Here is a 25765-nt window from a genome sequence, read left to right as displayed (position 1 = left end):
CGGTGTTTGAAGCTATTTTGGTAGATCATTGGGAACACGATCGGTCTCGTGGGCAACGGTGCCCGCTGGGTGCTGATACCAGCCGGGGTCTCCGTCGAGTTGATCGCGAACTTTGATGACGGTAAACATCCCGCCCATTTCCATATTTCCGAACTGGCCTTTGCCCATCATCATGGCCAGGGTGTTCTCAGGGCCGGGCATATGGCCGGCATCGACATGCGTCTGGTGTTCGCCCATGCCGTGTTCACCCATCGCCATGTAACCTGGCACCAGCGCCTGAATGCGCTGCTCGACCTCGTTCTGATTCACGCCCAGGGTGTTGGGGATATCGTGCCCCATCGCGTTCATGGTGTGGTGGGCCATATGGCAGTGGAATGCCCAGTCGCCGGGTTTGGCAATAAACTCGATGTCTCGGGCCTGGCCGACGCCGACAATCTCGGTCGCTTCGGTGCGCCATTGCGCCTGGGGCCAACGCCCGCCGTCGCCACCGGTGACCCAGAACTTGACGCCGTGAACGTGCATGGGGTGGTTCCACATGGATAGATTGCCCATGCGAATACGCACTCTTTCACCCGTTTGTGCCACCAGTGAATCGATAAATGGAAAGACCTTGCTGTTCATGGTCCACAGATCAAAGTCTTGCATGATGGATGGGTCGGGGCGGTAGGTGCCCGGATGAACGGCCCAGTTATGCAGCATGATGGCGTAGTCCCGGTCTACCGGGTTGGCTTCTGGCTCGCGGGGATGAATGATGAACATCCCCATCATGCCCATGGCCATCTGCACCATTTCATCTGCATGAGGGTGGTACATGTGGGTGCCGTGTTGCACCAGCGGAAACTCATACACAAAGGTTTTGCCGGGCGGGATGGAGGGCTGGGTCAGACCGGCCACGCCATCCATGCCGTTGGGTAGTATCAGGCCGTGCCAGTGCACGCTGGTGGGTTCTTTCAGGCGGTTGGTCACGTAGATTCTTACCCGGTCACCCTCTACCGCCTCAAGGGTGGGCCCCGGGGTACTGCCGTTGTAACCCCAGGCTTTGATGGTGGTGCCGTCGCCGAAGGCGTGTTCTATTTCTTCGGCGATCAGGTGGAACTCTTTGACGCCATCGCGCAGGCGATAGCCCAGGGTTCGGCCGTTGGGTGTGATCACCGGGCGATAGCCCTGATCAGTCTGGCCCGGGGCGGTGAGCGGTGTGTGGGTTGTTTCGTGGCGATTACCAGCGGCGAACGCTTGTGCTGGCAGGGCACCGGCGACCAGACCCGCAGCACTGCCCAGTATAAAATGACGACGATTAACCATGGTGGCTGCCTCAGTGATTGTGGTGGTCGTGACCCTGGCCGCCGGCATGGACGGAGGGCAGTTGTACCGCGTCAGGCAGAGCGGCGTCTAAGGGCGTGGCGCTGATCATCGCCAGATGTATGCGCTGAATCCAATACTGTTCAAGGGTTTCAGCGTGCTCGCGCCAGGCATCGAATTCCCGCGCCCTGGCATTGAGTAGGTCAAAGGCGCCCATCAACATAAAGTTGTATTCACGCAGGCTCAGATCCACTTGCCGCTGCCATTGCGGGATCACCTGTTGCTCCAGTTGCTCAACGTTGGTTCGAGTCAGCCTTAACCGGTTAGCCAAATCCGGGAGTTGCGTGCGCAGCTCAAGCTCCCTGGCATTCACCAGGGCGTCGGCGCGCGATAGCTGAGCGCCAGCTCCGGCCCGCCGAGCCTGGTTGCGGTCGAACAGGGGCAGGCCAATCGACATCGAGGGGCCGGCACTGTAACCGCCGTCAGAGTCCCGCTCGACATCGATACCGATGTCCCATTGGGTGATCCCGCCCTGGCGCGCATAGAACGCCTGGCGATGCTCGGCAACGGCCTGCACTTGCCGTGCGATGCGCAGATCCAGGCGCTGTGTCAGGGCGCGGTCTGTCAGGTCGGCAACGTCTATCTGTTCATCGTTTGGCAGTTGTGGCAGCGTGACCGGCAACTCCATCATGGCCGGGTGTTCAAGGCCCAGTCGCAGCGCCAGTGTGGTTTGCGCTTGCTGGGCGTCGGCCTGGGCGCGGCGCAGGGCACGCTGGCGCTGCAACTGCTGGTCACGATGATGCAGTAAGCTCAGCTCTTTCAGGTTGCCGGCCTCGTGCAGGCGTTCAGCCAGCAACACGGCAGTTTCCGCCGCGTTCAGGGCCAGCTGGGCGACAGCTTCACGGTGACTGGCGCCTACGGCATGAAAGTAATCCTGCTGCACCTGGTACAACTCTTGATTCAGGGTGTCCAGCAGTTCAAGCCGGGCGCTGGTTAGCGCTTCTTCCGCCAGTGTCTTTCGTAAAGAATGGGTCATCAAATCCAACAGACTTTGGCTCAGGCCCAGTCCCAACTCCCAGCGACCACCGCCATCCGGACGCATCGCCGACACAGCGAGGGTGGGGTTGCTCAGCATTTGTGCCTGCAACTGTTCGGCTTCAACAATGCCTAAGCGGTGCAGGTGAGCGCGAATGTGTGGGCTGTTGACCAGCGCCAGGTGCTGCGCGTTTCCGGGTGTGAGTGGTTCGAACAAGAGATCATCAACTCGCTCAAACCGCTCCTGCTCCGACAGTTCCAGAGTCTGGTGAATCTGGCCCCGTGCGGGGGACTGCAAAAGGGGGTCGAGATCGGCCTCCAGCTTCGAATAATCAGGGGGCGCCATCGTGGCGCAGCCCTGCAGAAACAGGACGGCTATAGCCCCGCCAATCAGGTTTTTCATGGTTGTATTGCCTCAAAGTCACCAAGGGTCATGCCGCAGCGATTAATGCTCCAGCAGGTTCAGGTCTCGTGGTTAACTGAGGCTTTGCGGTGGGTGGAACAGCGGGTCGGAGATAAAACTGTCAGCACTCTCTATGTGCCAGATAACCGGCGTGGCCAGAGCGGGGCTGGCTGTGAGAGCGTGGGAGGGAATCAACGTTGTGCAAACCTGGCAACACTGCTGGCAAGGTTCGGCGTGTTGCAAGTCTGAGTATTTATGGCTGCCATGCTGATGGCTGGTGTCGTCTGACGCACTGCTGTGATGCTCATGGTCTACTTCGGCCGAGACAGGAGCATGGTGTTGATGTGGGGAAGAATGTTCGTCTGCAGCAGCCTGCGCCGGGGGAGTGTCGCAATGTAATAGCCCAGCAGCCAGCCCCTGCAAGGGCAGCCATAGGATGAGCATAAAAATCAGGTAGCGACGTTTGGACGACATCCTTACGAGTTTCCATATTGCCTTGTCGGAAGTCAATATTCCGCGGGAGAGTAGCCTGTGGCGCCGAGCGGGCCCCGAGGGCTGGTGCAGCTCAGTGCCGCTGCTGGCTATAATGGTGTTCGGTGAACGGCTACACAGGACTCTACGCCCATCAAAAACAAAGTTCCTTTCACGCTCCGCCCCTACCAGCAGGAAGCTGTCGATGCCACGCTGAATCATTTCCGCAAATCGGACGAATCTGCCGTCATCGTGCTGCCAACCGGCGCTGGTAAGAGCCTGGTGATTGCGGAGTTGGCCCGCCTTGCCCGGCGTAAGATCCTGGTGCTCACACACGTCAAAGAGCTGGTGGAGCAGAACCACGCCAAATACGAGAGCTATGGGTTAGCCGGTGGCATCTTCTCCGCCGGGCTTAAGCGCAAGGAAAGTCATCATCAGGTCACCTTTGCCAGTGTGCAGTCGGTAGCGGCGAACCTGGATCAGTTCCGGGATGAATACTCGTTGGTGATCATCGACGAGTGCCACCGGGTCAGCGGTGAGGAAACCAGTCAATATCAACAAATCATTGACCTGTTAAAACAGCAGAACGACTCCCTCAAAGTGCTCGGGCTGACTGCGACGCCCTATCGCCTGGCCATGGGCTGGATCTATCGCTATCACTACCGGGGCTTTGTTCGTAGTGAAGAGGACAAGCCCTTCCAGCACTGCATCTACGAACTGCCGTTGAGCTATATGATCAATCGTGGCTATCTCACCCGGCCGGAGTTGGTGAACGCCGCGGTGGCGCAATACGATTTCTCGTCGCTGGCTCAGAACCGCTTTGGTGAATACGCCGAGAAAGACGTCAACCAGCTGCTGAGCAAACACAAGCGGGTGACCCGCGCCATTATTGATCAGGTGGTGGAGCTGGCCGCTGAACGTCAGGGGGTGATGGTATTCGCGGCAACGGTGGAGCATGCGCGGGAGATCACCGGCTACTTCCCGGAGAACCAGACCGCCCTGGTGACCGGCGCCACCGACCAGAAAGATCGGGACCTGCTGATACAGCGCTTCAAACAGCGGCAGTTAAAGTACCTGGTGAATGTGTCAGTGCTCACCACCGGCTTTGATGCACCCCATGTGGACCTGATCGCCATTCTTCGGCCTACCCAGTCGGTGAGCCTGTATCAGCAGATGGTGGGCCGTGGTCTTCGCCTGGACGACGGCAAAAAGGACTGCCTGGTGATGGATTACGCCGGCAACCACGTGAATCTGCATCATCCGGAGGTTGGGGAGCCGAAACCGAATCCAGACAGTGAGCCGGTGCAGGTGTTCTGCCCGGGCTGTGGTTTTGCCAACATCTTCTGGGGCAAAACCGACAGCGACGGCGGGGTGATTGAGCATTATGGGCGCCGTTGCCAGGGGCTGCTGGAGCCCGTGGAGGGGGAGGGCGCGCGTGCCTGGCAATGCGACTACCGTTTCCGCTTCAAGGAGTGTCCCCACTGTGGTGGCGAGAATGACATTGCGGCTAGAAATTGCGGGCACTGTCATAAAGCGATTATCGACCCGGACGATCAGCTAAGGGATGCCCTGAAACTCAAAGATGCCATGGTGATTCGTTGCGCCGGGATCACCCTGGGCCTTGGCGGAAGCAAGCTGAAGATGACCTACCACGGTGAGGATGGGGAGGAGCTTGGCGAGTCGTTTGATTTCAGCAAGCCGGCACAGCGCCACGTGTTTAACAAACTGTTCGGCCGCAGATTTGCTAACGGCCAGGCTCCGAAAACCTTCGGTAAGGCGGAGGAGGTAATAGAGTTGCAAGCTCTGTTGCCGGCACCGGATTTTGTGATTGCCCGCAAGCAGAAGCATTATTGGCAGGTGCAGGAGCGGATATTTGATTATCGGGGGCAGTATCGTAAGGCGAATGAGGTGTGATGCTTTAAAAGGGGCGCATGGTTGCCCGCGAGTTCGGCGAGGTGTGTGCCAACCCTACGATGGCCGTTAACTCTGCCATTTTTCCAGGAATGAGATTCCTCTTCAGGCGTTAACGCAGAACCTGCAACCCTTGCAGGCCCTGAAGCACCCGTGACGGCGCGATGCCAATCATATCCTGAAACATCCGGCTGAGGTGTGCAGAGTCGTGCAGGCCAGCGCTAAGGGCTGCCTCGGTGAGCGACTGGTTCTTCGCTACGTGATAGAACACGGAACGCAGGCGCGACCAGCTTCGGTAACGCCGGAAACTGATGCCCACTTCCTCCCGGAAAAGATGGTTGAATCGCGATTCCGATAAGTGCACCTGTTTGGCCAGATTGGCGCGGTTGAAGGGTTGGTCTCCCGCTTCCCGCAAGTAGTCAAGGCTTCGGGCAATGCGGTTGTCCAGCTCGGCTCGGTGCCCAAGCGCCGACGCGGGGAGGAGTTGGGACATGTCAAAGGATTGCAGCCTTCGCTCCAGACTTCTCGGCCGCGCGGGAGAGGGGATTGGGTCGAACACCAGCGGGCGATCACTCAGCCACCCTGCTTTCAGGAGTCGGGTCTCCAGCGCATCCGGTTCCAGGTAGAGGGAGGCTATGTACTCACCTCCGCTATCCAGCCCGTGCTTCACATCGGCATTCACCAGGGCGCTGTGGCAGGTCTCACGGCGACCATCCGGGAAATGCAGCGTGATGGGGCCACTCAGGCCAATCAAGAGCACCGGCGCGGCATGTGCGTGCATTCTTGCCGGAGGGAGCTCACCCAGGAACAGAGCCCGGTCACGCGCCAGCCAGATGCGTTTTTCCTGTGTCATCGAATAGCCCAAACGTACAAGTTGTACCGGAGCTTGTCCGGCATACTTCAGCCTCACAACTATAACCAAGGAGTAAATGTATGTCTCTGGCCGAAAAGATCTGTCTTTCAGCGGCGTTCCTGTTCTTCATGACGGGGCTTCTCACTGGCATCTGGAAATACCGGCACATGGCCCGAAGCGAGGACGCTTCGTCGCCGACCTATGTCGACATCGCTCACCGCAGTTCACTACTCTACAGCTTTGCGGCACTGCTGTTGGCTGCGTTCAGCGCCCGCAGTGTTTTTGCGGACTGGGTTAACGTTGTGGCGGCTGTCTCGGCCTTAGCGTTTTTCGCCTTTGCCATCGGCACCTATATCCTCCATGGCCTGCTTCAGGATACCGACAACCAACTGCGCCGCCCTCATCGCTTGGGAAAGCGACTTCTACCGCCCTGGATGACTGGGGTGTTCATGATGCTGCTGATACTCGGGGAAGTGGGTGGTAGCCTGGTTTTGGGACTAGGAGCGATGCTTGGCATCTGGCAGGGCTAGAGAGGCTTGTTTGCCATTCGTCACTGCAGCACCGCTGGCCGTTGCTGCAGGTTACAATGGGGCATTTGAAGCGCTGCGGAGCCCCTGATGTCCCTCAAAAAGACCCCAGATCTCTATGAAAAGTTGATTGTCCAGGCATGGGATGAGAACGGGAGGGCCTGGATTGATGCCGTTCGGGATCACGGAATCCGTGCGCCGGGCGTGGCGTCGCGTGACGCTTTGCTTGCCGCAATCAATGACCATGTTCAGCCGAACTCTCGGGTCCTGGATGTGGGATGCGGAGAGGGCTGGTTAGTGGATTTACTGACCGGGTCCGGTTTTCGTGCCGTCGGCGTGGATGCATCCCGCGAGCTGATCGAATACGCCCAAGAGCATCGCAAGGGGCATTATGTGGTTGGAGATCAGTCTGATCTCGCTAAGTTGGGGCTTGGAATATTTGACTTGGTCGTCTGTAACTTTTCACTGTTTGGCGACGAAACTGTGCGCCGATGCGTTATGTCTGTCCCTCAAATGCTGACCCCAGGCGGCGTGTTGATTATCCAGACACTGCACCCGATGATGTTCAGCGGAAACGAGGTGGCCAAGAGCGGTTGGCGGGAAGGCACCTGGGCCGACTTGCCCGGCGATTTCGGTGAACCGTCTCCTCTTTATGTTCGGACACTGGACGACTGGAGCCGGTTATTCAGTGAGGCGGGTTTAGGCGTTTCCCGGATGCTGGCACCAACTGCAGGAAATGCCGATCCCAAGAGCCTGATTTTTGTTGTTTCCCGATGCGAGAGGACTGGCCAGTAAACGTCGGCTGGCTTGGCAAGGAGTAACAGGGCAAGAATCGGATGGAAACGCCTGGCAATGTCCGTTGTAATAACCCCGTGCTTGGCGAATATAGGGGAATGACATGCCGTTGCCAGTGGAGCAGGAGATGCGGGCTGTCCTGGAATCCGGGGACGACCGCCAGGAGGGGGATTCACGAATGACCCGACTGGTAAGAATCGCACATTATATTGAAACGCACGCAGACGAGCCTCTGACGCTGGCAGGCTTGGCGGCTATTGTTGGGCTTTCTCCCTCGCGGTTACAAAGGCAATTCAAGGAAGCGTTTGGCGTTTCTCCCAAAGCCTATCAGGACGCGGTGCGGATGCGCCGGTTCAAGCAATCCCTGAAAGATGGCGATAAGGTCACGGATGCGATCTTTGCCTCTGGGTTTGGGTCCGTCAGCCGGGTTTATGGGGAAGCGCATCGAAATATTGGAATGCCGCCCAGGGCCTATCGGGCTGGGGGTGAGGGTGAGGTCATCGTTTACGCTTGCCGACCCACCTCTCTGGGCTTGATGACGATGGCTGCAACGGCGAGGGGCGTCTGTTTTGTCCAGTTTGGTGACAGTGAGTCCTCGTTGGTGAGTGGTTTGAAAGCAGAATTCCCCAAGGCCGAAGTGAGGGCGTCACCGGCCCGGAATGCCCCGGAGCTTGATGCCTGGGTGGAGGCTTTGGATCAACACATCAGCCAAGGCGCCCCGAGGCCGGATCTGCCGCTGGATATGCGAGGGACGGCTTTTCAGATGAAGGTGTGGCAATTCCTGTTGAGCATCCAGGAAGGCGATGTACTTAGCTATAGCGAATTGGCCGCGAAGATCGACAAGCCCAAAGCGGTGCGGGCCGTGGCCTCTGCCTGCGGCAAAAACCGGATAGGCGTACTGATTCCCTGTCACAGGGTGTTGCGGGGTGATGGCGGGCTTGGTGGGTATCGTTGGGGCTTGGAGAGAAAGCGAGCGTTGCTTGACGCAGAGCAGAAACAGCAGAGAGCTGACGACGGTTCTTAGGGAGGCTACGTTGGCGACCAGACTTCTCCATGTTGCATTACCCGAAACTCCGATTCGCTCAACCCTTGTCTCTCCAGCGCCAGCCGCAGTCGCCGTGGTGGCTCATCCATGGGCTCATCAGTGAGTACGAAGGTGCCCCAATGCATGGCGACGGATTGGCGGGCGCCAATGTCCTGATGAATCCTGACCGCCTCTTCCGGTGCCACGTGCACCGGGGCCATGAACCAGCGCGGGTCGTAAGCGCCGATCGGTAGCAGCGCCAGATCAATGGGTGAGAACAGCTCGCCGATATGCCTGAATATTCCGCCGTAGCCGGTGTCCCCGGCGAAATAGAGACGGAAATCGTCGATTTCCAGAAGCCAGCTACACCAGAGCGTGGTGTTGGTGTCCGTTGCGGTGCGGCCGCTGAAGTGCTGGGCTGGCAGGCAGAACACCTCCTGATCGTCGGCTATACGGTCAGACCGCCACCAGCCCAGTTCTACCAGGTTATGGATGCCGCGTTTTTCAAACCAGGGGCGCAAGCCCATGGGAATACAAAAGCGCAGGTGTGTCCCGAAGCGCCGGTGCAACTGGCGCACGGTTGCTTCGTCCAGATGGTCGTAGTGATTGTGTGAAATCAATACCAGGTGGATTGGTGGCATGTCTGCTACGGTCAGGGCCGGCGGTGTGTGCCGCTTTGGCCCGATCAACTGGAAAGGGCTGGCACGGTCTGACAATACCGGGTCGGTCAGCACGTTCAGGCCCCGATGCTGGAACAGGAAAGACGAGTGCCCCAGCCAGACCAGTTGTGGCTTTTGGGGTGGCTTTGCCAGCAAATGGCCATCCGGGCGTAGCAGCGTGAAGCGTTTACCCTGCGGGAAGCGGCGGCCTGGCGCCAATTGCCAGCGCAGGAAATCCCCCAGGCCGTGGCGGGGCACCGGCTCCAGGTTTCGATACCTTCCCCCATGGCAATGGGGTTCTGCGGCAAGGGCAGCAAGGCGTTCACGGTTGATGGTCATGGGTTAGGCTCGCCGGTTGGAATCAGTTCAGCATTATATTTTTGTTTCAGATAGACTGGGAGCGCTGATTCTGGCACTTAAGCCAAGACCTGATATGGAAAACAATATGAGTAAGAAAGCTGTTAAAGCTACCTTAACATCTGCCGAAATTGAAGCGCAGACTGCAGCCTTTTTAAAGTCCGGCGGTCGTGTTGAGCAGGTGGGCAAAGGTAAAAGTGGGCAACTGACTTCCACCGGCACAAAGCAGATCAACCTGAAAAGCAATTGATGATCTCGGGGTAACCCGGTTACTCGGCATCCGGCTCCAAGAGCCGAGCCCCGGGGCCTCGCTCGCCCAATTCATCCCAGGGGTTCCTTAGCCGGCAGGCGTCGATAGACAGGCAGCCGCAGCCAATGCAGTCGCTGAGTTGGTCCCTCAGTCCGGTGAGCATGTCTATGCGGCGGTCCAGGTCTGCCCGCCAGAGCTCTGAAAGGTGTTTCCAGTCGTCAGCGGTAACAGTGCGATCCGTTGGCAGTGCGGCCAGGGCATCGCCGATCTCGGCCAATGGAATCCCAAGCCGCTGCGCCACCTTGATCACGGCGATTCGCCGTAACACATCTCTCTGGAAGCGCCGCTGGTTGCCCGCGTTGCGCCAGCTCTTGATCAGCCCCTTTTGTTCATAAAAGTGGACGGCCGATACTGCCACGCCGCTGCGTCTGGCAACTTCCCCAACACTGAGCGTGGCTCGCAGCTCCTGGTTATTTTCTGTCTTCATGATTGCCTCCGAGGGGCTTGGTCTGGCTATTCTCCCGATAGCCATTTTCCATGATTCTGTTCGTTGACCTCAACTTAACTTTAGGTATTAGGCTGGCGGTGCAGTGACTAACTGTTCAATCAGTGACTATTCAGGAGGATGTCATGAAACAGATTTTTCCAGACCTTTGGCAAACTGACGTCGAGAATCCATTCCCCGGACTTACCACCCACGCCTATCTGCTGACGAGAGAAGAGGGCAATGTGCTCTTCTATAACACCGGTCACGAGTATGAAATTGATGCCATGGCCACCCTAGGTGGCGTTGATTGGCAATTGTTGAGTCATCAGGATGAATTGGGTAAGTCGCTCTTGCGGGTGCGTGAACGCTACGGAGCCAAGCTGGGCGGGCATGCACTTGAGCGGGAATCCTTCGCGGAGATCCTGGAGCCGGATGTTCTGTTCACTGGAAGACAGACTCTGGCTGGCAACATCGAGGTGATTCCAACCCCTGGCCACACACCTGGCAGTACTTGTTTTCAGGTGAGATCGGCGACTGGTAAGACCTACCTTTTCACGGGCGACACGGTTTATCGAAACCGAAAAGAGCAATGGAGCAATGGCTTCATAAAGGGTTGGAGTGACTGTGACACTCTGGTGGCCAGCTTACGGATGTTGCGTGAGTTGCAGCCAGATGTGGTCATTTCCAGTGCATTTGCCGACAAGGACGGTTACCAGGAAATGTCGCCAAACGATTGGGCACGCCACGTGGATAGCGCACTGCAGCCTTTGCTTACGGCTGGGTAAGTCGGGTTAAGGGTCGCACTGCTATACTCGATGAACAGTTGAGGTCGTTAGTGGGGCGAGCGAAATGGATGGAGGAAGTGGCGAGCCGAAGGCCGATTCGAGCCGGAGGACGAATCCGGCGGCCTTCTTTCGCGGATTCCTGCGGGAACCGGGCCAGGTGGGCTCTGTTATCCCCAGTTCAAGATTTCTGGAGCAGCGAATCGTTGAGGCGTCTGGTCTATCTGTCGCCCGACAGGTCGTAGAGCTGGGCCCCGGTACGGGCGGCACCACGCGCGCGTTTCTTCGTCACCTGGGGCAAGACGCACGGCTTCTCTCAATCGAGCTGAGCCCTTTCTTCCATGAGTTGCTTGGCGACATTGTTGACCCCCGCTTTTGCAACCACCTGGGCAGCGCCGAGGATCTCACCGAGATTCTGGCTGTTTACGATATGCAACAGCCAGATGTGATCATCTCTGGGATTCCCTTCTCAAAGATGCCGGCAGCTGTGGCTCATCGTGTCGTACAGGCGGTGAATGACAACCTGGTAGAGGGCGGGCGGTTTATCGCCTACCAATTCCGGAGAGATGTCGCCCGGTTTACCGATCCGGTCATGGGGGCTCATACCAGCTGTACGCTGGAACTGCTGAACATTCCGCCCATGCGGGTATACAGCTGGATTAAAGGTGAGGGTGGTTGAGTTTTTCATAACCGGGAAAGTTAACCTACTATTAGGGAGTGGTTCACTCACTGAAGGAATAGGTTATGAACACCATGATCAGGACACAGCGTGTCACGTTTGGTTTGATCCTTGCCGCTTCGATGGTCGCCGGTGCCCATGGAGCAACGCCTGCGCCTGAGGGGGCGGCGGTGTATTTTGTGACACCGCTCGACGGGCAAACAGTGAGCTCTCCGGTGACGGTAAGGTTTGGCCTGGAGGGCCTGGGCGTTGCGCCCGCGGGCGTGGAGCGCGAGAAAACCGGGCACCACCATCTGCTGGTTAATGTGGATGACCTGCCCCCGATGGACAAACCGATCCCTGCGGATGAACGGCATATTCATTTTGGGGGAGGCCAAACCCAGACCACTCTGGAGTTAGAGCCGGGCGAATACACGCTCCAGCTTTTGGTGGGTGATCACCTGCATATTCCCCATGAGCCGCCGGTGATGTCTGAGAAAATCACCATCACGGTGGAGTAGTGGGCGCAAACCTAGTCGCGCAGATGCAGGCCCATATCCCAGAAGTCGATTTCCAGCCGGGTGGCATCCCGGAAGATGTGGGATAGCTGTTCAAATCGGCTCGGGGTTACGTCCGCCAGCCGTTCATCCAGCCAGCGGATTTCCGCCTGCATGGCGCCTTGGAATTCGTCACTTTCGTACATGGCGATCCAGGCATCGTAGGGGTTGCCCTCGCCCCGCAGGGTTTCTGCGCGCTGGTTCAGCCAGTTGGCGATCTCGCCGTAGCCGACCATGCAGGGCGATAGGGCCACGTGCAGGTCCAGCAGGTCGCCGCGATTGCCTGTATCCAGCACGTAGCGGGTGTAGGCGAGGGTGGCGCGGGCTTCGGGCAGGTTGTTAAGTTCCTGCTCTGAGATTCCCCACTTTTTGCAATAGCTGATGTGTAACCCCAGCTCGGTATCCAGAATGGCCATCAGCCCGTCTTTGGCTTGCAACAGGTCAGCCAGGGTTGGGCTTTTGTAAGCCGCCAGGGCATAGGCCCGGGCAAACTGGATCAGGAACAGGTAGTCCTGTTTCAGGTAATGCTGGAAAGCATCCGGGGCCAGCGAGCCGTTACCCAGCTGCTGCACAAAACTGTGTTCGATGTAATCCCGCCACTCGTTGGGGAAGGCGTTTTTGAGGTCTTCGAACTGATAGGGCATTGAAACTCCATGGCGGTGGTTGTCGAGTTGGTTTTGAGGGCCCAGGGCTGGTTCTTTGATATTATGCCCACACTCTTTTTCCTTCAAACAGGAGCCCAACCATGGCACAAGCATCTCTCAAGGAACAGCTCGGCAATGCGGTGAAAGACGCAATGCGCAGCAAAGACAAGGACCGGCTGGTTACTCTGCGTATGGCCCAGTCTGCCATCAAGCAGATTGAAATTGATGAGCGCCGCGAGCTGAGTGACGACGATGTGCTGAAGGTGTTGGACAAGATGCTAAAACAGCGCCGGGATGCCGCCAGCCAATACGATGACGCCGGCCGGGGTGAGCTGGCGGACAAGGAACGGGCGGAAATGGCGATTATTGAGGAGTTCATGCCGGCGGCGTTATCCGAGGAAGAACTGGACGGCTTGATTGCTGAGGCGATCAGCTCAACCGGTGCCCAAGGTATGCAGGATATGGGGAATGTGATGAACGAGCTGCGCCCGAAAGTGACGGGCCGGGTGGATATGGGGCAGTTGAGCAAGAAGGTGCGGGCCGCACTGGCGGGCTGAGCACCGCCCCCTTTTGTTTTGAAGGCGAGGGCCACGGGCCCTCGCTGCTATCCTCAGGCGAAGTCGTACTCGCCGCCTTTCTCAAGGGCCCGCTGGTAAGCCGGCCGGGCATGTACTCGCGCCACCCAGGCAGAGATGTGGGGGCGGCTTGCACCCACAATACCGCGTGCCACTGAGGCTTCCAGCGGGAAGCTCATCTGGATATCGGCTGCGCTCAGTTCGTCCCCCAGGAACCAGGTGTTCTTCGCCAGGTGCGCTTCCACAAAGTCCAGATGGGTTTTGATCATAGGGCCGATGAATATCTGGTTTGTCTTGTCGGCGATGCCTTTCGCCACCGGCCGGATGAAAAATGGCATCGGACTGGTTTTCACTTTTTCAAACACCAGGCGCATGACCAGCGGCGGCATCAGTGAACCCTCGGCGTAATGCATCCAGTAGGTGTAGTCCAACCATTGCTGGCCGCCGTTTTCGGGCAGCATGGTGTCTTTGCCGTAGGTGTGGGCCAGGTATTCAATGATGGCGCCGGATTCTGCCACCACCAGATCACCGTCGGTAATCACCGGCGATTTTCCCAGCGGGTGCACCTTCTTCAGGCTGGCGGGGGCCAGCATGGTTTCAGCATCGCGCTCGTAACGCTGGATTTCGTAAGGCACGCCCAGTTCTTCGAGCATCCAGAGAACCCGTTGTGAGCGGGAATTGTTGAGGTGGTGGACTGTAATCATGCGGAAGCTCCGTTCCCGTTAAAAAGAATATTCGGGTAGTAGAATAGTGTGTAAGTGGCTTTTTGGTTCACTTCTGGTGTTATTCATTTTTAATGATGCTTCAAAGCAAAAGCGTTTTACTGCCTTGAATTGCGTTGGGTGTGCACTCAGCTATAAAGGATACATACGCTGAACAGCGAAACAGGAGGTCTACATGCATGTGTTTATAGCCGGAGCCAACGGGCAAATCGGGCAACACCTGTTGCAGGAGATGGCAAACAGCGATCACGAGGCCCGTGCGTTGGTTCGGCATCCCGATCAGGGGCCGGAACTGCAGAAGCTGGGTGCCACCGAAACCGTATTGGGGGATCTGGAGCACGACTGCAGCGAGGCCATGCGCGGCTGCGATGCAGTCATCTTCACGGCGGGTTCTGGCCCCCACACCGGCCCGGATAAAACCATCGATGTGGATCAGGACGGTGCTATCCGCCTGGTGGATACGGCCAAGGCCATGGGGATAAAGCGTTTTATCATGGTGAGCAGTATGCGTGCCGAAGAGCCCGAGAAGGGGCCGGAGAAACTCCAGCACTATCTTCGGGCCAAGCGAAATGCCGATGAACACCTGAAGAACAGCGGCCTGAATTACACCATTGTGCGGCCTGGGCGACTGACCAACGAAGACGGCACCGGCAAGGTAGCGGTGAGTGAACGACTGGCCTCTTTCGCAGAGATTCCCCGCCAGGATGTGGCCCGGGTGCTGCTGGCCGTGCTGGACTCGGATAACACCGACAACCGGGTGTTCGATGTGGTTTCAGGCGACACGCCGGTGGTTGATGCCCTGGCAAAGCTTTAATGCCTACCAGCTGAGCATAACTAGGCCGAAGACACTATCGCCGAGGCGAATATCCCGGGTACCCGCGTCCAGATCCTGGTATCGCACGCGGGTATCGACACTGGCGCCAAACCCCAGCACAACCGCCGGCCAAGAATCATGGCCAAAGTCGAGCCGGTAGCTCAGTTCCGCCCGCCATTCCCGAAGATACAGCGCGCTTTCAACCTCGCGGGACTTGTCGAGTGTGGCCCACCGGTCGCCCGCGCGCTCCATCCGGATGGTCCAGCGATGATCGGCGTTTTGCCATTGCAGCAAAACGGGCAAATCCATCAACCAGTGGCCGTTATCAGTGGACTGCGCCCATCTCAACCGCGGCAGCCAGCGGAACGAACCGAAGCGATGATCACCGCCAACACCCACGCTCAGGTCTGAGCCCTCGTGCCAGGCTCTGAATACAGCGAGGCGGCCATTGAGTACCTGGCGGTGGAAGTCCTGATGTTTGAACATATTGGAGGTGCCTGCGACGCCCACTTGAGTCTCCAGGTGATAAAGTTTGTGTTGCCACTCGCCCCCGAATGTCAGCCGGTGCAGGTGGCCGTTATGGGCCGGAGTGCCAGTGCGTATGCGCAGCGGCTGGTAATCGTAGTCGAGGCCCAAGGTGGAGGTTGTGCCCTTGTGTTGCCAGCCCAGCCCGCGCTGGGAACGGCTGACGTCTTTGGCGGCGGGCTCGTTAACGGGCCAGCTGTATGGCTGGTAATGACGATACTGCAGGTAGAGACTGCTGGTAGCGTTGGCCGGGCCGGGCAACGTGAGCGGGAATAACAGTATGGCTGTCGCAACTACTTGCGCTGTTACGGGGCGATTTCTGGTTTGGGCACTGGATTCGCGGAGTAGCATAGGGCCTGCCATCGTTCGGGCTGTACACTAACCATAGCGCCTGTTCAGGCAACTTGTTGTCTTTCCTGATAGGCTTCAGTTTACGCATGGCCGCTTCGGGCGGTGAAACCGGGATTGGTTCCCTATAATGGAGTTCTCATGAGCGATAACCCCTTGGCCCAGATTCTTGAGATGGATGGCGAGGAACGGTACGACTACTTTCTGGATGCCGTCGCCGAGGAGCGCGAAATCTGGATTTTGATCAATGCCGACAATCAGTTTCTGAAAATTGTTTCGGAAGAGGACGGTGTTGGGTATCTACCGGTTTGGCCGGGAACTGAGTTCGCGGCGGATTACGCCAAGGATTCCGGTGACCTTTCACCGAAAGCGGTGTCGCTACCGGACTTCTTCAAAAAATGGGTGCCGGGTTTAACCCGAGACGGCCTGGAAGTGGGCGTCTTCCCCGGTGGGGAGGGTGAGTTGTGGATTACCCCGGCGGAAGAACTCAAGCGTGATCTGCAAGAGGTGATGTCCAGCTCGTTCTAGTTTTGCATGGGAGGTGGCGGACGCTGATGACTGACAAAGAGCTACGTACCAAATCCGATAAACAGGCCATCGACCAGTTTATCCACCAGGTTCGCACGCTGCCCGCGAAGGGAGGTGGCCAGGGCCGTCTGATTTTCGCCCTGGATGCCACCGCCAGCCGTGAAGCAACCTGGGACCAGGCCTGCCACTTACAGAGTGAACTGTTTATGGCCACCAAGGATTTGGGTGGCCTGGCCATTCAGCTGTGTTATTACCGTGGCTTTGGTGAGTTCAAGGCGACCGGGTTTGTGAATGAAACTGGCCAGCTGCTGAACTTGATGAACGGCGTGTCCTGCCTGGGTGGCCGTACCCAGATCGGCCGGGTGTTGACCCATGCGGTGAAGGAGACCCGGGCAAAGGCCGTCAAAGCCGTGGTGTTTATCGGAGATTGTTGCGAGGAGTCTGTGGATGAGCTTTGCCACAGCGCAGGCGAGCTGGGCCTGTTGCGAACGCCGGTATTCATGTTCCATGAAGGGCACGACCCTCATGCCAAAGCCGTTTTCCAGCAGGTCAGCAAGTTGTCTGGTGGCGCCTACGTGCCTTTCGACCGGAACAGCCCGCAGGTGCTTAAGGATCTTATGGCGGCCGTTGCGGTCTATGCTTCCGGGGGAGCAAAAGCCCTGGAGGATTTTTCCTGCCGTAGCTCTCCGGAAGTGAAGCGCCTGACTCAGCAAATCCGATAGCGCTTGCTGAATCCACTGACCAATCCCGGGGTATCTGAGTGCCACTAACGCTGTTGGTTATTGTTTTAACGGTTGTTGCGTGGGTCTGGCTGCGCAGCCAGCCGGCCAGTCAACGCAAACCGGCGGTTATCAAACTGGCGTTGATTGCCGGGATCGGGTTGGTGTTGGTGATGGCGGTTACCGGCCGACTGCACTTTCTTTTCGCGTTACTGGCCTTCCTTTATCCATTGTTGCGCCGGGTGTTGCCTTCATTGCTGGCCGGCAACCTGCCCGGCGGTGCCCAGGCGAAAACCGGAAATCAATCCCGGGTGAGTAGCGATATCCTGGAAATGAGTCTGGACCACGATTCCGGGTTCATGAGCGGCAAGGTTCTGAAAGGGCCGATGGCTGGGCGAGCGCTGTCGGATCTGAGCGAGAGCGAGTTTCTGGAGTTGTTACGATTTTGCCGGGCTGAAGATGAAGACTCTGCCCGATTGCTGGAAACCTACCTGGACCGCCGGTTTGGCGACTCCTGGCGGGCGGATGATCAGGGCGATACCGCTGGCGGTGAATCCGGTGAACCCTCCCGGGCGGGCGGCCCGCTTACCGAGGCCGAAGCGCTGGATATCCTTGGCCTGGAGCCCGGCGCCAGTGAGGAAGAGATTGTCCAGGCCCACCGCCGGATGATGCAGAAAATGCATCCGGACCGTGGAGGTAGCAACTATCTGGCGGCACGCATCAATGAGGCGAAAGAGCGGCTCTTGGGCTGATGCATTCACACAGCGTCCGCAGGGCTTCTTCACTGGATTTGCCGCTTTAACTGAGTGACTTCCGCTTCTGCCTATATATTCGGCGCCACAAGCGTGCTAAAACGTCTCCGCCCAGCGGCTGCAGGCGTTCTCCAGGCTTCCGGGCTCTCTTCCGTTCATCAGGATGTCAGCATGTCAGACAAGTTCTTTTATAAAGGCCGGCAAGATGCTCGCCAGCACCACACCGATTACGGCGGGTTCAAAACCAAGGCCAGTCAGAAAAGCGGCAGCAAGAAATTTCCGCTAACGCTGGTGGTAACCAGTGAGGCACGCAAGCAAGAGATCGAAGCCCAGGTGGCCGAGGCCGGGCTGCATGCCAACATCACGGTAGACGACCGGGAGGGAGCGGTTGAATCCATCGCCGAGCTGACGGTACTTCTGAACAAGGTTGCGACTGTCGTCACCACGAAAACGCCGTCTCGTAACGACCCGTGCAGTTGCGGTAGTGGTCTGAAGTTCAAAAAGTGCTGTGGCTGAAGGTGCGGCGAGCAAAGAGAGCAATATTATGATTATTTGTGGCGTTGAACTTACCGCGAGCGACGCAGTGCTGTGTTTGCTGAAACTGGATCGGGGGCTGATCAGCCTGCCGGAATGCAAAGTGCGCAGGCTATCGCTGGTTAAAAACCACACTCGCGAAGACCTGAAGCAGTTCCAGGCGGCGTTCGCGGAGCTGATGGCCGAGCATGGGGTTACCCGTGTTGCAATCAAGGAACGCATGCCCAAAGGCAAGTTTGCTGGCGGTGCCATCAGTTTCAAACTGGAGGCGACGATACAGCTGATTGCAGACCCGGATCTGGAAGTCAGATTGCTCCCTCCTGCGTTGATCAAATCTACGCTCGCCGCCAACCCACTGCCGATTCATTTTGAGGAGACCGGTTTGAAAGCCTTCCAGGAAACCGCCTTCATTGCAGCTTACGTCGGATTGATGGCGAAACAGTGAAGCAACCCACTGAAGCCCAGCAACGGGCCACCTTGAAACGGCTGGATCGATTCAGCCGTTTGATGGACAGCAGCATTGGCATTCCTTTTACCCGCTTCAAGTTTGGCGTGGAAGCCGTCATTGGCCTGATACCGGTGGTGGGAGACTTCGTAGGCTTGGTGTTGTCGAGTTATGTCCTGATCGAAGCGCATCGGGTTGGCGCAAGCAAAGCCGTAAAGCGACGCATGCGGCGCAATATGATGATTGATTTTTTGGGCGGTCTGTTACCCGTGGTTGGCGACGCCTTTGATGCCATCTACAAAGCCAATACCCGCAACACCGGATTGCTGCGAACGTACCTGGAACAGCAGTTGGCGGTTGAGCCAACGCCACCGCCATTCCCCTGGAAGACGCTGATAGGGTTGTCGATTCTGCTCGCGCTGTTTACCGGCGGGTTAACGTTGATACTCTGAGGCGTGTTTTGCGGCGATAATCGCCTGCTCTTGAGCTATCCTGAGTAGTCTCAGGCCAGACATAGAATTGCATTTGATTCTGGCCAATGCCCTGACAATAACAAGATCAGTGAAAGGGAACACCGCTATGGCTCAGTACGACTTCATCATTGAAGGTGGCCGGTACTTTGACGGCACCGGCGCCCCGTCTTCCATCCGCAATCTGGCGATCAAGGATGGCCGTGTTGCCAGGGTCACTGGTGAAGCCATCGATTATGCTGAGGCTGACCGCGTGATTGATGCCTCTGGCAAGTGGGTGACGCCGGGATTCCTGGATACCCATACCCATTACGATGCCGAGCTGCTGGTCAGCCCCAGCCTGTCGGAATCGGTGCGCCATGGTGTGACCACGGTGCTGGTGGGCAGTTGTTCCCTGAGCATGATTTGTAGCGAATATGAGGACGCATCGGACATTTTTACCCGGGTGGAAACCGTGCCCCGGGAACGGGTGCTGCCGATCCTGAAGGAACATAAAACCTGGTCGACCCCCAAGCAATGGGTTGAGCATATCCAGCAAGTGCCACTGGGCCCCAACGTGATCAGTTTTCTGGGCCACAGCGACCTGCGAGTGGGGGTGATGGGGCTCAGCCGGGCTACCGACCTGGCGATTCAGCCCACCGAAGAAGAAATGCAAACCATGGAACGGTTACTCAAAGAGGCCCTGGAAGAAGGCTTCCTGGGGCTGTCTACTATGTGCCTTAAATGGGACAAGGTAGACGGCGACCGGGAGTGGTCCAAGAGTTTGCCCAGCACCTACGCCAAATGGAAAGAGGTGGCGCGCCTGAACAAGCTGGTGCGCCAGTACAACCGGGTGCATCAGGGGGCGCCGAATGCCGCCACGCCGCTACAGATTCTGCAGTATGTGCGCGAATGCCTGGGTTGGTTGCGCCGGCCCCTGAAGACCACGTTGATCAGCCAGATGGATCTTAAAGGCAGTGCCTACCTCACCAACCTGACCCGCCTGACCTCTGTGTTTACCAATGCGTTGCGAGGGGATTTCCGCTGGCAGGTGTTGCCCACGCCGTTCACCGTGTATGCCGACGGCATCGATGTGGTGTTTTTTGAAGAGTTTGGCGCCGGCGAAATGGCCCTGGACCTGAAAGACGCGGTTGAGCGCAACGAACTCCTGAAAGACGAAGCGTACCGGCGTAAGTTCCGTAAGTTCTATGGCGAAAAACTGAGCCCAAGGGTGTGGCAGCGAGACTTTGGTGACGCCATGATCATCGACTGCCCGGATCAATCCCTGATCGGCAAGAACTTCGAGGAAGTGGCCAAGGCCCGTGGTGTACACGTGGTCGATCTGTTCCTGGATCTGGTGGTGGAATTCGGTAAGAAGATCCGCTGGTACACCACCGTGGGTAACCACCGGAAACAGGTGCTCAAGCGCATCGTCAAAGACCCTCGTTCGCTGATTACCTTCAGCGACGCCGGCGCTCATATCCGCAATATGGCGTTCTACAACCTGCCGCTACGCATGTTGAAATTGGTGCACGAATCCATCGAGGAAGGCGACTCGATCATGACCATGGAGCAGGCGGTGCATCGCCTGACCGGCGACCAGGCCGACTGGTTTGGCATTGACGCGGGCAAAATCCGCGAGGGTGACCGGGCGGATCTGGTGGTGCTGGATCCATCAGGGTTTGACCAGAATCTGGAGCAGGTGCACTGGGGCGACATGGAGAATTTCGACCTTCAACGCCTGGTTAACCGAAACCCCGGAATCGTGAAAACCGTGCTGATCAACGGCAAGCTGGCGGTGGATGAGGAGGAGATCCTGCCAGCGCTGGGGCGTGATATGGGGTTCGGGAAGTTTATTCCAGCCGGTTAAAAGTTTCGTGACTGGTTCTCAAAAACGGTAAAGCAAAGGCATTAAACCGCGGGGCGTTTTGTTACTGTATTGTCAAGATTACGCCTTAGTTCAGGAGCAACACAGCTGTGTTTGATGGCCAGGGAAGTCAGGAAGTCGGCGCTGTATCGAAGTACCCCCAACATGGTTCCAGTCTGGAACAATCAATGAAAGCCCCCCGAGCCTGGTGGTGGGATTTCATTCTTCATGCATCCACGTTCGGGTTATACACCATGTTCTGGCTCGTGGGGCGACTCCGTGAGGTACGTCGTTTAGGGCAGCATGATGTGAAGCCCTGGCTATGGTTTTTCGTGCCGCTTTTCCTGCTTGCCCAGTTGATTGCATTGCCCAGACTGACTCGTTATCTCCGGGAGTTGGAACGGGCCAACGGAGTGCCTGGCTGGGGCGCGAGTCGCTACCTATGGATAGCTGGCGTAATACTGGTCTCTGCCTTTTTTAACGTTCAGGAACGTATTGCGACTCCGCTGTGGACATTCGTGTTTGCTATGTTGGTCTGGGGGACTCTGTTCACCATTCTGGAAGCACGGTTCAACACCCTGAAGCGAAACCTTGATAACCCGCCGGTTGGCGATGCTGGTCGCGGTTATAAGTGGTGGGAATGGTTGATTGCCGTGCCCATGGTCTGTGTCACCTTCATCGCCTTGCCGTACCTGAGTCTCGGGGCTCTTGGGGTTTATGACCTCGACGAATTGCCCGGTGGCGAAGTGTACGTCGATGCCGAAGAACGCTTTCAGTTCCCGGTACCAACAGATGGCTGGGTTCGGGTCAGTCCGGGCACGTTCACCCAGGACGAGGCGCTCCTTGAAATGCGTGGGCCGTCTGAGGACATCTGGGCCATTGTGTACCACTACGAGGGGATGTCTCTCGAGGAGCTTGCACATAACCGGCGGCAGACCCTCTATGGCAGTCTCAGGAGAGCCGGCTGTGAAGAATTTCGACAGTTTTCCGGGAACAGTCTTAACGTTTCAACCCGCATCACCTGTACGGGCATGGACCTGAACATGCCTTCAATGTGGACCACTGGAATTGTTGAAAGCGATCACGGCATCTATGAACTTATCGTTCATATGACGACTCCTGCCGCGACGTACCAGCGGCGGAAACCGGAGCTGCTTCGAATGACTGAGGAGTTTGAAGTGTTATGAGGTGGCTACTACTGGCGCCGTTTTTGGTGCTCTCTGCGGGTGTCTGGGCCAAGCCCTCCATACAGTGGAATGCTCCCGAATTTTCGGCGCTTCATGAACTGGCTTCCGAGCTTCGCGGTAAGGACGACCTCCCGAGTGAGTTAACGCGCCTGGAGTTCAAAACCGATATCAAGGTCGATAAAGATACGGTTCGCCGTCGGGTGAGGGACGTTTGGTATTACCCTTCCAGCACGGATGTGCAGAATAACGGAACCGATCGCATCTACTTTGATGAACAGACCGATCAAGTCACCATTCACCTCGCTGCGTCTATCGACGCAAAAGGGCGTTTGCACGCCTTTGAAGCGGATAACCTGAAAATTACCAATGTAGATAACGGCAATACGTTTACAGACCGGCGTCAGGCAGTGATAGCGCTGCCTGGGCTGGGAGCGGGCAGCGTCGCAATGCTCGAGTACGAGATTGTGACAGACCGATCGCGCCTGGAGATGGGTTGGACTGACATCTACTCGTCCCAGATTATGGTGCCTGTCAGTAACTGGGTCCTGACGGTGGAGTGGCCGAAGGATGAGCAGGTTGACTGGGACGTTGGCGGGCACTGGATATCATGCGAGGGTGACGATAACGGACTATCGTGTTCGGGTGCGGATATTCCCGCGGTTCGGTTTGCTGGCGAGGTTAGCTGGGCCGACGAAGTCGACCATCTGATCGTCGGCGAAGCTAAAAGCTGGGATGCGGTTATCGATCGTGCGCGATCGGCGTTTAATCAGGCGTTGACTGATACCCGTGGTAGCGACGAACTTTTGGTGGAACTTGAGACCGGCGGGCTAACGCAGCCTGAGCAGATTGCCGGGATTCATGAATTTGTAGCCAGAGATATCAGGTACGTGTCCATGTCAGAGCTTGGGCACGCGGTAACGCCCCATTCTGTCGCCTCCACGCTCACCTCACGGTATGGAGACTGCAAAGACAAATCGGCTGTGCTTCACCATTTATTGAAGCAGATTGGTGTTGAGGCCTATCCCGTTCTGGTGGCGACAGAGAGGAAAAATCCGTCCCGGCTTATGGTTCCCAGTATGCGGTATTTTGACCATATGGTGGTGTGCTTTGAGCTGGAAGGAAACACCCACTGCCTGGACGCGACAGATGCCCATACAGACTGGCTCCACACCCCCGCCTGGATCCAGGGCAAAGTGGCGTTGAAACTGGAGCCGGGGTCGGAACCCGATGAGATTGCCGTTGCACCTTTTCGCTGGAAAGTTCGTGTGAATAGCGAGTTGAACTTCACGAGGCAGGGCGGAGCCACAGAGCAACTGACACGAACCTATATCGGAGAGTATGCGGGTATATTTCGTGGCTTCCTCTCCGGAATGGACTCCGATAGTCGAAGGGAGTGGGCCGTAAAGAACTATCAAGAGCAGGTGGCTGATACGGTGGAGCCGTCATTCGAGTTCTTTGGTTTTGAATCGCTGGCCCCGGAAGTCAGCGTTCGGTCCGATACGGAATTTGATCCGTTTCTGAATCCAGAGGAAGCCATGTCATATTTTGAGCACAGTGCCTGGCTGAATCAGGAGATCCATAGTCTTTATCTTGAAAACAACGCGCGAGTTGCACGCTTCCCGGGGTTACAGGTAAAGACAACCTATCGGTTTGACGTGGGTGAAGCCTGGTCCCTGACGACCCTGACTCCGGAGTTCGACTACTCAAACGATTTCGGACGTATGGTGCGCCATGTGCAACGAGGTGGTAACCAGACGCTGGATGTCGTCACTGAGCTTGAGATTCCTGAGCAATCCGTTCCTCAGCGAGAGGTTGACCGGTTCAATCGGTTTCTGGATGTGCTGGTAAGAGAATCCCGGATCAGTTTTGCAGGCGAAGTGCTTTAGTTGGGAGTTAGTGCCGAAAGTTAAGCTCCTTTCGCTCGTTCAGGGTTTTCACCTCGGCACATAACTCCGCTGTGGGGCGTGCCAGTAGCCTGGGTATCCCGATGGGCTCGCCAGATTCCAGGCAGTACCCATAGTCACCGTTGGCAATCCGCTTCATCGCGGCATCTATTTTCGGTAGCAGGCGGCGCTCGCGGTCGACTATGCGTAGGGCCAGCCGGGATTCCTCCTCATATGAGGCCCGGTCTGCTTCATCGTTCATTTCCGGAGGGCTGGCCAGCTGTTGCTTTGCCGCTTCAATGTTGTCCATGGTTTCCTGGCGCAGGTCTTCGAGTAACTGTCGGAAGAACGCCAGCTGCGCCTCGTTCATGTACTCGTCGGCGGGCGCCTTTAACAACTCATCTTTTGTCAGTGTCATCTGATATTAGTCCCAGGCCGGAAACGGATCGTTCAGCGTTTTCCAGAAAGACTTTCCGGCCAACAGCTGCTCTTCATCCAGCAGGCAATCGTCCAGTTGGCGGGTGATGCTGTCCTGGTCGAGATTCTGGCCGATAAACACCAGCTCCTGGCGCATATCGCCGAACGGCTCTACCCAGCTTTCCATAATTGCCTGGCGATACTCCGGGTCTTCGGGCCAGTTGTTTTCCGGTACCGCCTTCCAGAACATTCCGGCAAACCCGTGCCGGGCAATGCCGCCCGCCTGGCTCCAGTTGCCGGCAAACTCCGGGCGGGTGGCGAGCCAGAAATAACCTTTTGAGCGAATCAGTTTTCCACTGGATACGCCCTGGTGCAGGAAATCATAGAACTTTGCCGGGTGGAACGGGCGGCGGGCCCGGTAGACGAAGCTGGAAATGCCGTATTCCTCGGTTTCCGGAATATGCTCACCGCGCATTTCTTTCAGCCAGCCGGGCGCCTGCTGGGCGCGTTCAAAGCTGAAGCGATTGGTATTAAGCACTTTATCCAGCGGCACGGCGCCTTGTTTGATGGGAAGGATCTCTGCCTCAGAATTCAGGCTGCGCAGCACGCCTGTTAGCCTGGCCAGATTGTCAGGGGAGATCAGATCGGTTTTGCTGATCAGCAGAATGTCGCTGAACTCCACCTGGTCTACCAGCAGGTCCGCCACGCTGCGTTCATCTTCTTCGCCAAGACTTTCTCCGGTTTCCTGTAACGATTGTGCCTCGTCATAGTCTTTCAGAAAATTTACCGCATCCACTACGGTAACCATGGTGTCGAGCCGGGCGATATCCGACAGGCTGACGCCGTCTTCGTCGGCGAAGGTGAAGGTTTCGGCCACGGGCAGTGGCTCTGAAATTCCTGTGGACTCGATTACCAGGCAGTCAAAGCGACCTTCTGCGGCCAGCTTGCGCACTTCGATTAAGAGGTCTTCACGCAGAGTGCAGCAAATGCAGCCATTACTCATCTCAACCAGCTTCTCTTCCGAGCGGTTCAGCGTGACTTCCTGTTGTACCTGGGCGGCGTCAATGTTGACTTCACTCATGTCGTTGACGATGACCGCCACTCTCTTGCCGTCGCGATTGTTCAGGATGTGGTTCAGTACCGTGGTTTTTCCGGCACCGAGAAAGCCCGATAGAACAGTAACCGGAAGTCGTTTTTCTTTGAGTGGCATTGGTCTTCTCCTGAAAGGGTCGGAGTTTCGGTTCTCGTTAATGTATATGTTATAACATAACATTAACTACGTCGATAT

General features: G+C 57.1%; 30 protein-coding genes. 19 read left to right on the top strand and 11 right to left on the bottom strand.

Annotation, left to right across the window (positions count from 1 at the left end):
* Positions 1–12 precede the first annotated feature (12 nt).
* From FIV08_RS14455 to FIV08_RS14445, 3 genes are all read right to left on the bottom strand, one after another.
* Positions 13–1302 carry a multicopper oxidase family protein gene (locus FIV08_RS14455; RefSeq protein ID WP_152438834.1) on the bottom strand — a complete coding sequence of 430 codons (1290 nt, stop codon included), beginning with the start codon at positions 1300–1302 and terminating at the stop codon, positions 13–15.
* A 10-nt stretch (positions 1303–1312) separates the two neighbouring features.
* Positions 1313–2737 carry a TolC family protein gene (locus tag FIV08_RS14450; RefSeq protein ID WP_152438833.1) on the bottom strand — a complete coding sequence of 475 codons (1425 nt, stop codon included), beginning with the start codon at positions 2735–2737 and terminating at the stop codon, positions 1313–1315.
* Between the two features lie 72 nt (positions 2738–2809).
* Positions 2810–3211, bottom strand: a complete 402-nt coding sequence (locus tag FIV08_RS14445; protein WP_152438832.1) for a hypothetical protein — start codon at positions 3209–3211, stop codon at positions 2810–2812.
* Between the two features lie 150 nt (positions 3212–3361).
* Here FIV08_RS14445 and FIV08_RS14440 point away from each other — a divergent pair, with 150 nt between their 5' ends.
* Positions 3362–5122, top strand: coding sequence for a DEAD/DEAH box helicase (locus FIV08_RS14440; protein ID WP_152438831.1), 1761 nt, complete (start codon positions 3362–3364; stop codon positions 5120–5122).
* Positions 5123–5231: 109 nt separating this feature from the next.
* On the opposite strand, the gene FIV08_RS14435 is transcribed toward FIV08_RS14440, so the two are convergent.
* A complete protein-coding gene (locus FIV08_RS14435; RefSeq protein ID WP_152438830.1) occupies positions 5232–5972 on the bottom strand; it encodes an AraC family transcriptional regulator in 741 nt (246 codons plus the stop codon).
* An 80-nt stretch (positions 5973–6052) separates the two neighbouring features.
* On the opposite strand from FIV08_RS14435, the gene FIV08_RS14430 reads away from it, so the two are divergent.
* From FIV08_RS14430 to FIV08_RS14420, 3 genes are all read left to right on the top strand, one after another.
* Positions 6053–6502, top strand: coding sequence for a hypothetical protein (locus tag FIV08_RS14430; protein ID WP_152438829.1), 450 nt, complete (start codon positions 6053–6055; stop codon positions 6500–6502).
* Between the two features lie 87 nt (positions 6503–6589).
* Positions 6590–7294, top strand: coding sequence for a class I SAM-dependent methyltransferase (locus tag FIV08_RS14425; RefSeq protein WP_061333683.1), 705 nt, complete (start codon positions 6590–6592; stop codon positions 7292–7294).
* Positions 7295–7397: 103 nt separating this feature from the next.
* Positions 7398–8318: a bifunctional transcriptional activator/DNA repair enzyme AdaA gene (locus FIV08_RS14420; protein ID WP_152438828.1), complete on the top strand. Its 921-nt coding sequence runs from the start codon at positions 7398–7400 to the stop codon at positions 8316–8318.
* A 5-nt stretch (positions 8319–8323) separates the two neighbouring features.
* Here FIV08_RS14420 and FIV08_RS14415 read toward each other — a convergent pair whose 3' ends face one another.
* Positions 8324–9316 carry an MBL fold metallo-hydrolase gene (locus FIV08_RS14415; RefSeq protein ID WP_152438827.1) on the bottom strand — a complete coding sequence of 331 codons (993 nt, stop codon included), beginning with the start codon at positions 9314–9316 and terminating at the stop codon, positions 8324–8326.
* A gap of 106 nt (positions 9317–9422) precedes the next feature.
* On the opposite strand from FIV08_RS14415, the gene FIV08_RS19745 reads away from it, so the two are divergent.
* A complete protein-coding gene (locus tag FIV08_RS19745) occupies positions 9423–9584 on the top strand; it encodes a hypothetical protein (RefSeq protein WP_171040041.1) in 162 nt (53 codons plus the stop codon).
* 19 nt (positions 9585–9603) lie between these two features.
* Here the strand turns inward: FIV08_RS19745 and soxR are convergent, their stop codons facing one another.
* Entirely contained in the window at positions 9604–10071 is a 468-nt protein-coding gene (gene soxR, locus FIV08_RS14410; protein ID WP_152438826.1) for a redox-sensitive transcriptional activator SoxR, read from the bottom strand.
* Between the two features lie 143 nt (positions 10072–10214).
* On the opposite strand from soxR, the gene FIV08_RS14405 reads away from it, so the two are divergent.
* The 3 genes from FIV08_RS14405 to FIV08_RS14395 all read left to right on the top strand — a co-directional run bounded on the left by FIV08_RS14405 (position 10215) and on the right by FIV08_RS14395 (position 12032).
* Complete coding sequence (locus FIV08_RS14405; protein ID WP_106694866.1) at positions 10215–10856, top strand: MBL fold metallo-hydrolase; 642 nt, start codon at positions 10215–10217, stop codon at positions 10854–10856.
* Positions 10857–10920: 64 nt separating this feature from the next.
* Positions 10921–11532, top strand: a complete 612-nt coding sequence (locus FIV08_RS14400; RefSeq protein ID WP_106694867.1) for a class I SAM-dependent methyltransferase — start codon at positions 10921–10923, stop codon at positions 11530–11532.
* 65 nt (positions 11533–11597) lie between these two features.
* Positions 11598–12032 (top strand): DUF4399 domain-containing protein, encoded by a 435-nt coding sequence (locus FIV08_RS14395; RefSeq protein WP_152438825.1) that lies wholly within the window; start codon positions 11598–11600, stop codon positions 12030–12032.
* 11 nt (positions 12033–12043) lie between these two features.
* Here FIV08_RS14395 and tenA read toward each other — a convergent pair whose 3' ends face one another.
* A complete protein-coding gene (gene tenA, locus FIV08_RS14390; RefSeq protein ID WP_152438824.1) occupies positions 12044–12712 on the bottom strand; it encodes a thiaminase II in 669 nt (222 codons plus the stop codon).
* Between the two features lie 101 nt (positions 12713–12813).
* Here tenA and FIV08_RS14385 point away from each other — a divergent pair, with 101 nt between their 5' ends.
* Positions 12814–13269 (top strand): GatB/YqeY domain-containing protein, encoded by a 456-nt coding sequence (locus tag FIV08_RS14385; protein ID WP_152438823.1) that lies wholly within the window; start codon positions 12814–12816, stop codon positions 13267–13269.
* 53 nt (positions 13270–13322) lie between these two features.
* Here FIV08_RS14385 and FIV08_RS14380 read toward each other — a convergent pair whose 3' ends face one another.
* On the bottom strand, positions 13323–13991 hold the full coding sequence (locus FIV08_RS14380; protein ID WP_152438822.1) for a glutathione S-transferase: 669 nt from the start codon (positions 13989–13991) through the stop codon (positions 13323–13325).
* Positions 13992–14184: 193 nt separating this feature from the next.
* Here FIV08_RS14380 and FIV08_RS14375 point away from each other — a divergent pair, with 193 nt between their 5' ends.
* Complete coding sequence (locus tag FIV08_RS14375) at positions 14185–14823, top strand: SDR family oxidoreductase (RefSeq protein ID WP_152438821.1); 639 nt, start codon at positions 14185–14187, stop codon at positions 14821–14823.
* A gap of 3 nt (positions 14824–14826) precedes the next feature.
* On the opposite strand, the gene FIV08_RS14370 is transcribed toward FIV08_RS14375, so the two are convergent.
* Positions 14827–15699 (bottom strand): hypothetical protein, encoded by an 873-nt coding sequence (locus FIV08_RS14370; protein ID WP_152438820.1) that lies wholly within the window; start codon positions 15697–15699, stop codon positions 14827–14829.
* 138 nt (positions 15700–15837) lie between these two features.
* Here FIV08_RS14370 and FIV08_RS14365 point away from each other — a divergent pair, with 138 nt between their 5' ends.
* The 9 genes from FIV08_RS14365 (at position 15838) to FIV08_RS14325 (ending at position 24063) form a co-directional block, all read left to right on the top strand.
* The gene (locus tag FIV08_RS14365) at positions 15838–16224 is read left to right on the top strand and encodes a DUF2750 domain-containing protein (protein WP_152438819.1); all 387 of its coding nucleotides are present in this window, start codon (positions 15838–15840) and stop codon (positions 16222–16224) included.
* Positions 16225–16250: 26 nt separating this feature from the next.
* Positions 16251–16946 (top strand): VWA domain-containing protein, encoded by a 696-nt coding sequence (locus tag FIV08_RS14360; protein ID WP_152438818.1) that lies wholly within the window; start codon positions 16251–16253, stop codon positions 16944–16946.
* Between the two features lie 38 nt (positions 16947–16984).
* Positions 16985–17695: a DnaJ domain-containing protein gene (locus tag FIV08_RS14355; RefSeq protein ID WP_152438817.1), complete on the top strand. Its 711-nt coding sequence runs from the start codon at positions 16985–16987 to the stop codon at positions 17693–17695.
* Positions 17696–17866: 171 nt separating this feature from the next.
* Positions 17867–18211 (top strand): PBPRA1643 family SWIM/SEC-C metal-binding motif protein, encoded by a 345-nt coding sequence (locus FIV08_RS14350; protein WP_058092218.1) that lies wholly within the window; start codon positions 17867–17869, stop codon positions 18209–18211.
* 28 nt (positions 18212–18239) lie between these two features.
* Positions 18240–18674: a DUF3010 family protein gene (locus tag FIV08_RS14345; protein WP_152438816.1), complete on the top strand. Its 435-nt coding sequence runs from the start codon at positions 18240–18242 to the stop codon at positions 18672–18674.
* On the top strand, positions 18671–19126 hold the full coding sequence (locus tag FIV08_RS14340) for a DUF4112 domain-containing protein (RefSeq protein WP_152438815.1): 456 nt from the start codon (positions 18671–18673) through the stop codon (positions 19124–19126). Before FIV08_RS14345 ends, FIV08_RS14340 begins: the two co-directional genes overlap by 4 nt.
* A gap of 127 nt (positions 19127–19253) precedes the next feature.
* A complete protein-coding gene (locus tag FIV08_RS14335) occupies positions 19254–20993 on the top strand; it encodes an N-acyl-D-amino-acid deacylase family protein (RefSeq protein ID WP_152438814.1) in 1740 nt (579 codons plus the stop codon).
* A gap of 185 nt (positions 20994–21178) precedes the next feature.
* Complete coding sequence (locus FIV08_RS14330; RefSeq protein WP_152438813.1) at positions 21179–22177, top strand: hypothetical protein; 999 nt, start codon at positions 21179–21181, stop codon at positions 22175–22177.
* The gene (locus tag FIV08_RS14325; RefSeq protein ID WP_152438812.1) at positions 22174–24063 is read left to right on the top strand and encodes a DUF3857 domain-containing protein; all 1890 of its coding nucleotides are present in this window, start codon (positions 22174–22176) and stop codon (positions 24061–24063) included. The genes FIV08_RS14330 and FIV08_RS14325 overlap by 4 nt, the downstream gene beginning before the upstream one ends.
* A 7-nt stretch (positions 24064–24070) precedes the next feature.
* Here FIV08_RS14325 and dksA read toward each other — a convergent pair whose 3' ends face one another.
* Both dksA and zigA read right to left on the bottom strand, forming a co-directional pair.
* Entirely contained in the window at positions 24071–24478 is a 408-nt protein-coding gene (gene dksA, locus FIV08_RS14320; protein WP_072676566.1) for an RNA polymerase-binding protein DksA, read from the bottom strand.
* A gap of 6 nt (positions 24479–24484) precedes the next feature.
* Positions 24485–25687, bottom strand: coding sequence for a zinc metallochaperone GTPase ZigA (zigA, locus tag FIV08_RS14315; protein ID WP_152438811.1), 1203 nt, complete (start codon positions 25685–25687; stop codon positions 24485–24487).
* Positions 25688–25765: the final 78 nt, after the last annotated feature.

Source organism: Marinobacter sp. THAF197a, from assembly GCF_009363275.1.
Lineage (GTDB): Bacteria > Pseudomonadota > Gammaproteobacteria > Pseudomonadales > Oleiphilaceae > Marinobacter.
The sequence above is the reverse complement of the archived record's forward strand: the minus strand, read 5'-3'. Positions and strand labels throughout refer to the sequence as shown.